Genomic DNA, 12,266 nt, shown 5'->3' with positions numbered 1-12,266 from the left:
GGTCGAGTCGAGGGAACTGCCGGTGACGCGTATCGGCGACCTCGCACGCCATGGCGCGGGCACGGTGCGCTGGCCCCTGCACCCCGACGCCACCGCCGGTATGGACCTCACCAGCGACCTGCGCGAACTGCGCAGCTATCGAATTGGCGGTTTTCCCCGAACGCTTTCACCGGGCGTCGGCGATGGTGCGACAGATCTTTGCGACTTCCGTGAAGGTCGACAGTGCGCTGTCGTGGTGTTCAAGGTTCGCCTGAGTAAGTCCGAGGTTGTATAGGGAGCAAGTGAGAAGGGGTAGATAGGTGGGATTTTCGGCGGCCAGCGTTCGGCAGAGGGCGACGGATTCGTCGAAGGTCGAGACGGCGGCGTGCGGGCGACCGGAATTGTCGTAGACGGTGCCGAGGTTGTTCAGCGCGGCCGCGAGGCCGGCTTGCTGGTCGGGGAGATTCCGGTAGATGCCGACCGCTTCCTCGTGGTTGAAGATCGCGAGGTCGTGGTGCCCGAGGTTGCTATTGCGCACTCCGAGGTTGGTTACGGCGCTGGCCAATGCCGGTAGGTCTTTGAGGGTTTCGTGCGGGTGATCTCTAAGCCCTTTGACCGCTTCGTCGGCGGCTTTCTGTGCTGATCGATGTTCGGCGTTTTCGCCGTATTGGATGCTGAGGTTGTGGAGGACCAGGGCGAGATTCGATCGGTAGGCGGGGTTGTCTGTGACCAGCTCGCGGAAGGTTGCGGCGGCTTGTTCGTAGGCGGGGATGGCGCGGTGGGGGCTATCGGAGACGGCGAGTTGCTTACCGAGCTCGAAGAGCACGCTGGCGAGACGGAACCGGTACTCAGGGCTGTCTCCGGCGAGTCCGCGGTAGAGGGCGAGGGCTTCCTGCAGCGCTGATACAGCATCGCGTTGTTGATCCAGGGCGGCGTGTCTGAGGCCGAGAATGGCTAGCATGCCGGCGAGCTGGCCGCGGTGTTCGGAGTTGCGTGCTGCCAGCGTTCGGAAGCAATCTATGGCCTCTACACATGCGGTGATCGCCTGGCTGTGCCGGCCTTCCTCGGAATGTGCATCGCCGAGCGTCGACCAAGCAAGCGCGAGTTCGTGGAGGTGGTTGGGGTTTCGGTCGGCGATGGCACGCCACTTCGCGACGGCTTGCGTAGCGCTGGAAACGGAAGGGTCCGCAGTCACGTTGTCGCGGCGCGGATTCGACATCCGGGTATCGGTAGCTGTATTCCATTCGATGGTGATGGCACGGGTGGGCCGCAGATCCAGGACTCGGAGAAAGTCCGCGGCGACCGAACGGATCTCTGCGACGGCGGCAACGGTGTCGCCTGCGGCGACGAGCAGGCTCGCGAGGTCGGCACGACTGGCGAGAGAGGCGGGGTGGTCGGGGCCAAAGACACGTGTATCGGATTCGAGCAGTTCTGTGAGGATTGCCCGGGCGGCGCTGGTGTCTTCGGCGTTTCTGTGGCAGAGCCCTAACGCCCGCGGTGATCCGCGGATGTGTGGGTGGTCGGGCTCGAGGGTGCGGCGTTGGGCGGACAGCAGATCGGCGTAAGCGAGGGCAGCTGCGGCCCAGTCGGCAGACTGTGTCAGGTAAATGGCCAGCTGCAGACGCGAGGCGAGGACGTCGGGGTTCTCGGGTCCGAGTAGGTGCATCTGCTCGGCTAGCAGGTCTTGCTGAAGTGCGATGGCCTCGGCGGGACGGCCACCGTACGCTAGTGCGTGCGCAATGTTGCCACGCGCGGCGAAGAGGGCATTCGGGTCGGGGTCCGTGCTTTCAGCTAGGTGTGTGAGCACATCGTTGCAGGCAGCGAGCGCGCCGTCCCAGTCCTGCGCCTCGCGTAAGCAGGAGGCGAGTCGTATCTTGCAGTGCACGATTTCGGCATCTGCCATCTCGATTCCGGCGCGATGGTCGGCGAGCAGGTCGATGTAGATCTGCGCGGCTTCTGGCCAGTGCGTCAGTTTCTCGTGACAGATGGCGAGGGCGCGGCGGATGTCGCGTGTTTCGGGGTCGTTCGGGCCGAAGATTCGCAGCCGGTCGGCTGCGACAACCTGGTAGTCGGCTGCGGCCGCAGGCCAGTCGCCCAGACGGGCGTGGCACAAGGCGATTCTGCCTCGGACGTCGAGAACGTCAGGATTGTCTGGTGCCAGGTCTCTGAGCTGATCGGTGAGCACCTCGGTGTAGGCGTTGAGAGCGGCGCTCCAGTGCTGACCCGCTTGTAGTGCGTCGGCCAGTCTTCGGCGGAGGACGACTGTGCGAGGGTCCTGATCGCCATAGTGGTGGCGCATCTCGTGCACCAGGTTGGTGAGTTCAGTTGCCGCAGACTCCCAATCACCGGCCTTCCCGCAGGCGATCGCGTGGTTGGTACGCAATTGGAACAACGCCACAGGGCCGAGGTGGGCAGCATGCTCGCAGGCGGTCAGTGATGCTTCGAGCATGGCCACGGCTTCTGCTGGACGACCGGTATTCAGCAGTGCGTGGGCGATCCAGTCCCTGGTGGTGAGCACCTCGGTGCTGTCCGGGGGGAGAACCTTCAGTTGATGGCCGAGGGCGTCGTGTCCTGCGGACACCAATCGCGCGAAATCATCAGTGTTCCAGAGACATTGCGCGATCGACACGCGGGTTTGCAGGACGGCGAGGTCGTCGTGATCGTCTCTGTCAAGCTGTAGGGCGAGCAGCTCTTCGAAATTCGGCAGTGCGCCGGCCCAGTCGTTGCATTGTGTCCGGCAATGGGCCAGGCTGCTCAGGACGACAAGCACAGCGTGGTGGTCGATATCCGGGGCGGACCGGATGTTCTCGAGTAGCCCGGAAAAGGCGTCGACCGCACTCGGCCAGTCGGCGGCCGCCGCGAGGGCACGTGCCAGCGAGAATCGGATTCCGACAATGAGCTCCTCAGCCGTACCGGTTTCGAGTTCGACTTCGCCGAGGAGTTCGCGGTACGCGATTGCGGCGGCACCCCAGTTGCCGGACTGTTCGTAGGAGGTTGCCAGCGCACTGCGGGTCAGTATGCGCTCGGATGCGCCGGGGGCCAGCAGGGATGTCTGCTCAGCCAAGAGTTCTGCGTATATCCGGCCGGCTCCCTCCCAGTTGCCCGTGTTCTCATGGCATCGGGCCATCGCTGAACGGGTCACCCAGGTGGCCGGGACCGATGTTGGCTCAAGTCGGCGCTGATCCAGCAGGAGTTGATGATAGGCGCGCAACGCATCCCGCCAATTGCCCTTGCGCTCATGCAAAAGTGCGAGGGCTTCGCGGGTTGTCCGTACCTCGAGGTGGTCGGCACCAAAAACTCGGATAGTTCCAGCGAGAAGACCCAGACACGCGGCAGCGGCATCGGACCAGTACTGCACTGATGCCGCGCTGTTCACCAGGGCCGACAGTCCGGCCAGCGATCGTTGATCACTCCACGACATCTCCGAGTCCTGTGCGGGCATTTCGTTGATGGCATGCAGAATCGCGATGTCGGAATCGGCCAGGGTGGCCTCGTCACTGGCGGGTCCATGGACCCGATACACCTCGACACCGTATTGCGAGTAGGCATCCAGAGCGCCCGTCCAGTCTGCGGCGGCTAGCAGGGCTAGCGTCAGATGCTTTCGGGCTTTAAGAGTTTCGACGTCATCGGCCCCGACAGCGCGCAGTCGTCGGTCGAGAAGTTCGCGGTATGCGGTAACTGCGCCAGCGATGTCGCCGACTTCCATGCTCGCCACCGCGAGGCTTTGCACAATATCGATTAAGCCGGGGTCCTCCGGTCCGTTGATGCGGGTGAGCTCGGCGCGGAGGATTGCGTGCGCGTCGATCGAGGCTGCGTGATCGACAGTCATCAGATTGACGACGACGTTCTGATGGATACCCAACGTGAGCGGGTCGTCCGGGCCAAGGACGCGTCGCGTATCGTCGAGCAGCTCGCCCAGCAGAGCGAGTCCCTGCAGTGTGTCGCCCATCCTGATCCGCGTCATCGCGTACTGATTCCTGGTCGCCAGCGAACGACGGTTGTCGGGACCGAACGCGCAGATTTCAGCCTGGAGCAGTTCGTCGTAGGCTGCTGCGGCTGCCTGGAACTGCTTCGCGTTGTAGCATGCCGCAGCAAGGGTGTCGAGGATTATGCGGTCGTCGCTGTGGTCGGGATCGAGTGGGCGTATCTCGTCGACGAGCTGGGTGAGCATGGCGGCGGCGGTCTCGCTGTCAGCGTCCTCGACGATCCATTGCGCGAGGAGTGGCCGGAGCCCTCGGACCCGTGAACTACTGCGTCCCAGCACACGTTCGCATTCGAGCAGTAGCGCGCGCAACGCTCCCACGCTCGCCACGGGGCGTTCGAGTTTTCGCTCGTTGAGCAGTAGATTCTCCTGAGCCAACAAAGTGTACGGATGTGAAAGACCAAGGTGGGTGCGGCATTCGGCTGCGACCGAGGCGAGTTCGGCGATCGCGGTGGATGCTGGAGCGTCGTTGTCTGTCTGTATCGATGCGATGTTGATGCGGGCCAGAAGCGTCGACGGGTGGTGGGGGCCCAGGATCGTTTCCTGGTCGGCTCGCAGCGCGGCATACTCTTCGAGCGCTCGAGTCAAATCACCCATTTCGAATAGCGCGTGGGCGAGATTGTGTCGGGTCTGAAGGAGCACGGGATGTTCGGGTCCGACGACGCGAATCCTGTCGGCGAGAATGTCGCTGAGTTCGGTGACCGCATGTTCGGCGTCGCCGCCGGCTTGGCGGGCGATGGCGAGATTCTCACGTGTCATCAGGGTGTCGGGGTGGTCGGGGCCAAGTATGCGGCAGCGATCAGCGAGTAGGTCGGTGTAGGCGGCGACGGCCTCGGTGGAACGGCCTGCGTGAATCAGTTGCCACGCGAGGTTATGACGGGCTGTGAGGGTGAGTGGATGCTCAGCGCCGGCCACGCGCAGCAACGTCGTCACGAGTCGCTGGTTGTCCGTGATGGTCTCGACGTTTTCCGATCGTGCGCGCATGGAACCGCGTGATGTCTGCACCATGAGCGCGAGTGGGTGATTGGTAGCGACTATCTGTGCGAGGCGCTTCTCCAGGTCGGCCAGTTCGGTTGCTGCGCCCGCGGGGTCACCCGCCAGTCCTCTCCAATGGGCGGCGTGTGCTCGAGCGTGCAGGACCTCAATGGAATTAGTTCCGCCGACGAGCAGTGCCTGCTTGGTTTCCAGGTCGTTGAGGAGCTCGCGGAATTCGGCGTAGGCACCTGCTGGGTCGCCGGCGAATCCTCGGGAGTTAGCTGCCTTGGTGAGCAGCCTGTGCGGCAACATCCACTGGGGCAGAAACGATCTCAGTGTGGCCGTGTTTGCCCGCAACGCAGAGCCAATGAGTAGATCCGGGTCCGGCCACGTCGAGGCGAGGACGTCTGCGGCGCGCCGGGCGATCTCGTAGAGCGCGAGAGCGCCGAGACGCTCGCGCGTCACCGCTTGAACGAGGTTGTGTACTTCGACAACTGTGCTGATGGTGACCAGGTTCAGCAGCCGCAGACAGTGCAGGCCATCGGCGATGGATTCGGCGGTGATTTCCAGGTCGTGGGAGATTGGTTGTCCGGCAGCGGATTGCGCTGGGAGCCACTGCGCATCAGCGGGTGCACGGCGGGCGCGTGTCCGTTGGGTTTCGACCCAATCACGCAGTTCCTCGGCCTCGAACACGCCGGGCGGTATCGCGGATCCATGCAGGACGCTGACGAATTCGAGCAGTGGACCCGCAATGCCGGGGGGCGATAACGAATTCGCGGCGTCGACGGCCATCGATACCGTGGTCGCCAGGGTGTGCTGGTATTCGTCGGGGAGCGCGTCCGCTGCTGTCGGCAGGACTTCGGTGAGACTCCTGCGCTGGGCGAAGCGTTGTCGGTATCTGCTGCACGGAATCCTTTTGTTCTTGATGAACGCGGCAGCGTGGCTCAGAGCGAGCGGGAGATTTCCGAGGTCGGCGGCGACGCCGGCAAGGTCGTCGGACAGCGCAGCATCGACGACCTCGAGCGACTGGCACAGGTACGCCAGTCCTTCTTCGTCGGTGAAGACGCCGATCGGAAGTATCACGCGCGCTTGCTCGCCGAACACTGCATCGCTGCGCCGGGTGGTGACCAGAGTGTGCCCATTGTCAGTGGGTGGCCACAAACCTCGTAGGTGATTCGGATCGACGAGGTTGTCGAGGACGATCAACCAGCGTTTTCTGGTGTGGCTCAGCCACACCAGAAACTGTTCGGCGACTTGGTCGTTGGTTGCCGGTTCGACGGCGATATCCATGGCGGACGCGGCTGCGACGTATCGATCGACAATGCTCGATCTAGTCGATGCGTTGATCCACACAAGCAGGTCGACCTGTCGGTCACGCACCACCCGGTGTGCGGCGTGTGCGGCGATTTGCGTTTTGCCGACCCCGCCCATTCCGGTGATGACCTGTGAGCGAATCTCGGGCGGGTGGCCCTCGCGGGCTGGGGTGAGTTCTGCTTGCTCGCTTCGTGTTTGGAACCACTCTGCTATCGGCGGTATTCGACCGATCTGCACGATGGCGCGCCGCCGACGTTCTGGACGGTTCTGATGCAGGTCTTCCCACCAGTCAGTGTCGGTCCAGAGTGGATCGAGGGGGTAGCCGGAATCGGTGACGATGTCGAGGCAACCGTGGACGAATGCCTCCACGGTATTCCACGCGGGTTGTGCGACACCGCTGTGGGAGGGGCTGACGAGCTTGTCGTAGAGGTCATAGAGGGTGCTGCGACCAACCTTGAGTCCCAGACGTTCGATACGGCGCAGCAAGGCCGCCGCCGTCGGACTTCCTGCAGCCGAGTGCAATTCACGCAGGTGTGTGAGCAGGCTGGCGGCAGATCCGGAGGTCTGGGCAGCGGCATTCGGCGGCTCGGAAGCTGTCGACACGAGTGGTCCTTCGTCCGCAAACGCGGTCGTTCATCCGTACACGAATAGGCACTGGCTATCGTACGGCGGCCGCTGAATCTCCGGATCCGGATCGGACATCGGACACCACGCCGGAATCGATCGTGGACATGACCGAAATACGAGGTCCCACGAAAGGTTTGATCATGACTCCCGATCCCACCCCCCACTCGGCGCCCAGGGCAACCCCACGATTGGCCGCGCTGCTGCACGGTGGGCCGCTCGCGCTGGACTTGGCCGGTGCGACGCTCACCCTGTCCGGTCACGACCATCTCGCCACCGCGGCGAAGGTTCTCGCGATCGCGTTACGCATGCTCGAACGTCGCCTCACCTCGACACCCCGCAACGAGATGCAGCCGCCGATGGAACGCACCTAGGTTCTGTCTCCCAATGATGTGAATGGATCGGCCCCGTGTTCGAGGTCGATCGTGGATCATGTCCGCGGTGACGTCCGCGATATGCGCGCTGGAAGCGACGGCGTCGGCAGCGATTACGAGGCACCGACCGACTTGCGCAAGCCGCCGACGGTGCCAGCGAACTCGGTCAAGGCGTCGTCAAACCAGGTGTCGCGGCCTTCGACTACCTGTCCGGGAAACTCGCGGACTCGGTGACCGGCATGTCTGCGGTGCCAGGCACCTACACCGCCTCCACCGATCGCGAAAGCCAACTGGCCACCGATCTCACCGGCATAACTCCGCAACAGTTTGACGATGACCCGGTTCGCGCCTTGGGGGAGTTCGGAACGGAGGTTGGGATCGGGGTCGGCCTCGGTCGACTGATCGGCGGCGGTCGAGGGCCCGAGATCGGCGAGGGAGAGCTCGTGCAACCGGGCAAGAAGCCTGGTACCGGTGAGAATGGCGTGCCGACAGGTGATGCCCCTGCGTCACTTCCATCTATACCGGACAAAGTCCCGGGCACCGATTTCACGATTCCACGCTTCAATTACCAAGATCCCTCGCAGCCACCGCTCGACCCTGGATGGGAGTGGCGTGGCAAAAATCCCCCAGGTGGAGAATTTGGTGGCTGGTTCAACCCTGATCAACCGATCAGTCTTCATCCCGACCTGAACCACCCTCCTCCCATCGGTCCACACTATGACTTCACACCAAGCGGAACACCAGGGTGGCGGATTTTCCCTGATGGGCGCGTGGAACCGAAACCCGAATGACGAGAGGCGAAGACGTGAAGTGGTCAGCACTGCCTTCCGAACAGGCCCAGAGGTATATCGAAGCGAGCCTGCGAGACGGTTTGGAGCTGTCCAAAGAAGTGCTCGAGACGCTTGAGCTCAGTCGCTACGATCTGTGCGCTGGAACCTCGGAAGCGCTCGATTCCGGCGACCTCACGCAGTTCGCTGTGGGCACAGCTCGACCGACCGTCATCGGAGCGCGTTTGGCGGCCGAGTTGTGCGCTCGGTTTCCTACACGATGGCTCGTGTTGGAGATGCCACTCGCACACCCAACCGATCGTTTCGTCGAGAACTCCGAAGACGAGGGACTGGTCGTCTGGCACGAGAGCGTGTACGCGGTCTGCCGCCTTGAGGAAGGGCCGGAGCGGGCGCGATGGATACTGCTGCAACATGATTCGTCGTTCTCATATCGCGCGTTCTTGACAGATCATGAGTTTCCGCCACTGTCGGCCGATGGTCAGAGCATCGGTGTCGAGGCGATCGTTGTCGGGGCCTACGACGGTGAAGGCGTCGTCGCAGCCGTCCGCAGGTGAGCCGAAGGCGGGGTCGGCCGCAGTCGGGCCGCCGACCCGTCAAAACGGCACCAAACTGGCATTTTACGCCCCACTCAGCAGTGCACAATCGCCCTGACCAGCAGAAACAGTCAGTCCTTCGTCATCCACTCACCGATGAAGTAGGACTCGGCCGTCGAGGACCCCTCTCGAACCAGCTCAAAGTGGCACCCAAAGTGGCACTTCACAGCCACAAAACGCCCACCGAGCGGGCGAAATGCCTGGTCCTAGTGCATCACTTTTTCATCATCTCGTAGAACCCCCAAGATCATGCGCTGACCTGGCGATCTTGGGGGTTCTACCCATTCTGACCTGGTATTTCATTGGCCCACCGCATCCCACCAGTTCCGACCGTAACCCTTGGATTCCCACCATTCCGGCCGCAAAATGGCACTGGAATTCCCACCGCATCCCACCGGTTCCGCCGCATCAACCACGCGAACGTGCACCAGGATTGCGACCCGCAGCCGGGATGACGCGTGACCTGCGACTTCTGGGTTATGAGACAAGAACTCCACCCACTGCAGACATCGACCGAGAGGCGCCAGTCGAACTGTGGGGCTACTCCGGCGACGCAGCACCTGGGGGCCACGCTGAAACAGCATCGCCGTCACCGCCCAGGCGTTTAACAAGATACGGCCGTTCTCCTCGGCGATCAGCTAACGCTTTTCGCGCAGGGCCTTCACCGCCGCGTCCGGGTCAGCGGTCACGTCGAGCTGAGCGGTCTTGGAGTCCTCGACGGCAGTGAAGTCCACTTCGATGTCTGGGACCGAGCCTGCTACCGCGGGTTTGGTGGAGTCGCCGGATGCGTCTGTCATCTCTTCCTCCTGAAGGGGTCGCTGGTCTACCCGACCCTATTTTCCTCGCTCTCCCGTGCTCGGATGCGGAAATCGAGAATCCTCGAGCTGGACCGATGTACGACCCCAGGATGAATGTCGTTCGGCCCCAACGGTGTTCCACACCGGCTGCACCAGGTGAACCGGATCTGCCGCGAGCTATCGGCCGATCGGCCGATAGCCCACGGTAGATCCGCCGATCGGCTGATGCCCCACCGTGATCGAGGCCCATACCGTTGGAGCGCACACCCCTCCTCCGACGAAAGTGCTGGTCCGATATGCGAAGAACCGTGGCCGTAGTAACCGCGGTGGTCCTGGGCGTCGGTGTCGGTGGGATTGTGCACGCTGAACTTCACGCGGAATCGGTGTTGGCCGAGGAGGTGACGATGTCGGTGGAGACGCTGATCCCGGGCATCACCGTGCAGAGCACCTCGGTACACGGGCGACCGTTCACTGTGAGTCGCCTGACGGACACGGTGACAACGGCGTATCTGCACGTGACGGCTCCCGGCATGGCGGATTCCCGCCTGCTGGTCCAGAATCTGCGTCTGCACACGCATCGCGCCGGCGCCATCACAGCCTTTGTCGACGTGCCCTATCCGGCCGACGAGCACGTCATCCCCGAGCTCGGCCCCGACGGCGAATACACCGCTCGGGGTTGCGTGGACGGTCATTCGTACACCTTCGGCGCGAAGCTCGCGGCGAATCAACTGGTGGCCGCGGCGATCGGAGTTCGGCAGGGTCCGGTGTTCTCCCCGACGACGGTGCCGCACATCGACGGTAGCCAGGTCGCGAAGCTGTCGGTCACCGAGGAGGGACTCATGATCGAGCTGCGCAGCCGGAATGTCGAGATGCGGTCGCCTCGCACCTGACGCCTACCCTGACAACGTGATCAATGCGATGGCGGTGGTGATTCCACTGCTGCTGGCGGTGCTGCTGGATGTGGACAACCTGCACACCACCGCGGCGGTGTCGTCAGTGGTGGCCGTGATCGTGTGTGTGGTCGCGGTCCGGACCGGGCGGGCGGACCGGTCGCCCGGCTGGACGGTGCTCGCGGCGCTCGGGGCCTGCGCCGCAACCACTGTCTTCGTGGCCGAGCAAGTCGACTACGGCTGGCCGGTGGCGATGTCGTGGTCGCTGGTTGTGCTGGCCGGGGCGTGCGCGGCGCAATCGAGGACACGGCGCGATCTATTGCTGACCGGGCTGGTGGCGCTGGCCGCCGTCGTCTCTCCTTGGAGCGCCGAACCCGCCTCGGCGACCAATCCGGACAACGGCAATCGGATTCTGTACGTCCTGGTCATGTTCATCGTGACCGTCACCTCGGTCGGGATCGGGCTCCTGGCACGTTCACATCGATTGCGGCTGCGGGAGACTCGTCAGACCGCGCTCGCCGCCGAACGCCGTGACATGGCTCGCGAACTGCACGATGTGATCGCCCACGAGGTGACCGGCATCGTCGTGCTGTCGGAGGCGGCGGCCGCGGTCACCGATGATCCCGTCGCCCGTCAAGCGCTGGAACGGATTCAGGCGTCGAGTCTGCGCGCGCTGGACGAGATCCGGGCCATGGTGTCGACGTTGCGCGCCGATCTCGACGAGGATGGGCCGCCGCTTGCGCCTCAGATCGCGGGTGCGGCCGGATTGCGTTCTCTCGTGGACGAATTCGCTCGATCGGCCCAGCCCACCGCGGTCATCGCGCGGATCGAGGAGATCGACCTGCCGGTGCCGGTAGCGATGGCCGCGCATCGCATCCTCGGCGAGGCCTTCACCAATGTGCGCCGGCACGCCAGCGATGCCCGCACTGTCGAGGTGGTCGTCACCGCAGACGACTCCGCGGTGACGATTCGGGTCAGCGACGACGGCAGCGGCCTGGCGGGGATCGGCGGCGGCAGCGGTTACGGTTTGCTGGGAGTCGGTGAACGCGCGGCCGCGTTGGGCGGCAGCGCCCACGCCGGACGCGATGAGGACGGGCGGTGGACCGTGACGGCGACGCTGCCACGCACCCTCGGATAGCAGGAGGACAACGGTGACGATCCGCGTGGTGCTGGCCGACGACCAGGAAATGGTGCGCATGGGATTCGCCATGATCCTCAATGCCGCCGAGGATATCGAGGTCGTCGCCGAATGTGCGGACGGCGTGGACGCCGTCGAGGCCATCCGCACCCACCGCCCCGATGTCGCGCTGCTGGATATCCGGATGCCGAAGCTGGACGGTCTGGCGGTCACCAAGGCGGTCGCCCATCTGACGAAGGTCGTCATCGTCACCACCTTCGACCACGACGAATACGTCGATACCGCACTGGCACACGGCGCATCCGGATTTCTGCTGAAGGGCTCCGGCGCGGCCTTGCTGCTCGCGGGCGTGAGGGCCGCCGCCTCCGGAGACGCGCTGATCAGCCCCGAGCTGACCGTCCGGCTGCTCGAGCGGACCCGTGGCGCGGGCCGCCCCGAGGCCGGTCCGGTGACCGACCCCGGTGTCGGCGAGCTGACCGATCGCGAGGCGGAGGTGGCGCGGCTGGTCGCGCGCGGCCGCACCAATACCGAGATCGCCGAGGAGCTGGTGATCGCCCTCGGCACGGTGAAATCCCATCTGGCGAACATCCAAACCCGCCTCGGCGTCCGCAACCGCGTCGAAATCGCCGCCCGTGTCTGGGAATCCGGCCTCATGAACTGATCCGGCCACGATCGGCCGAATGGCCGAGACCCGGTCGCAAGACCGGCCTTATGGCAGATGCCCAGCGGTAGCGGAACCCCGAGACTGGAACCTGTCAGCGAGTTCGAGCACAAGCAGGGTTGGCCCGAACTCGCTGGCACCACACAGATTC

The 12,266-nt window shown here is 64.0% G+C and carries 8 protein-coding genes; 6 read left to right on the top strand and 2 right to left on the bottom strand.

Features of this window, described 5'->3' with window-relative positions; genetic code table 11:
• Positions 1-166: 166 nt before the first annotated feature.
• Positions 167-6,853 (bottom strand): tetratricopeptide repeat protein, encoded by a 6,687-nt coding sequence (locus ON43_RS38790; RefSeq protein WP_157514382.1) that lies wholly within the window; start codon positions 6,851-6,853, stop codon positions 167-169.
• A gap of 164 nt (positions 6,854-7,017) precedes the next feature.
• Between ON43_RS38790 and ON43_RS38785 the strand changes: the two genes are divergently transcribed.
• From ON43_RS38785 to ON43_RS38775, 3 genes are all read left to right on the top strand, one after another.
• A complete protein-coding gene (locus tag ON43_RS38785) occupies positions 7,018-7,248 on the top strand; it encodes a hypothetical protein (protein WP_157514381.1) in 231 nt (76 codons plus the stop codon).
• A 230-nt stretch (positions 7,249-7,478) separates the two neighbouring features.
• Positions 7,479-8,039: a polymorphic toxin type 37 domain-containing protein gene (locus ON43_RS44175; protein WP_083914184.1), complete on the top strand. Its 561-nt coding sequence runs from the start codon at positions 7,479-7,481 to the stop codon at positions 8,037-8,039.
• 14 nt (positions 8,040-8,053) lie between these two features.
• Positions 8,054-8,590, top strand: a complete 537-nt coding sequence (locus tag ON43_RS38775; RefSeq protein WP_157514380.1) for a hypothetical protein — start codon at positions 8,054-8,056, stop codon at positions 8,588-8,590.
• A 677-nt stretch (positions 8,591-9,267) separates the two neighbouring features.
• Here the strand turns inward: ON43_RS38775 and ON43_RS45315 are convergent.
• Positions 9,268-9,426: a hypothetical protein gene (locus tag ON43_RS45315; protein WP_157514379.1), complete on the bottom strand. Its 159-nt coding sequence runs from the start codon at positions 9,424-9,426 to the stop codon at positions 9,268-9,270.
• A 308-nt stretch (positions 9,427-9,734) separates the two neighbouring features.
• Here ON43_RS45315 and ON43_RS38770 point away from each other — a divergent pair, with 308 nt between their 5' ends.
• The 3 genes from ON43_RS38770 to ON43_RS38760 are packed head-to-tail and all read left to right on the top strand — an operon-like array spanning position 9,735 to position 12,115.
• Positions 9,735-10,316, top strand: coding sequence for a hypothetical protein (locus tag ON43_RS38770; RefSeq protein ID WP_157514378.1), 582 nt, complete (start codon positions 9,735-9,737; stop codon positions 10,314-10,316).
• A gap of 16 nt (positions 10,317-10,332) precedes the next feature.
• Positions 10,333-11,454, top strand: coding sequence for a sensor histidine kinase (locus ON43_RS43180; RefSeq protein WP_051179944.1), 1,122 nt, complete (start codon positions 10,333-10,335; stop codon positions 11,452-11,454).
• Positions 11,455-11,467: 13 nt separating this feature from the next.
• Entirely contained in the window at positions 11,468-12,115 is a 648-nt protein-coding gene (locus tag ON43_RS38760; protein WP_040815689.1) for a response regulator, read from the top strand.
• Positions 12,116-12,266: the final 151 nt, after the last annotated feature.

The sequence above is a fragment of the Nocardia concava NBRC 100430 genome (assembly GCF_000308815.1).
GTDB classification, from domain to species: domain Bacteria; phylum Actinomycetota; class Actinomycetes; order Mycobacteriales; family Mycobacteriaceae; genus Nocardia; species Nocardia concava.
This window is presented reverse-complemented; position numbering and strand designations above follow the sequence as displayed.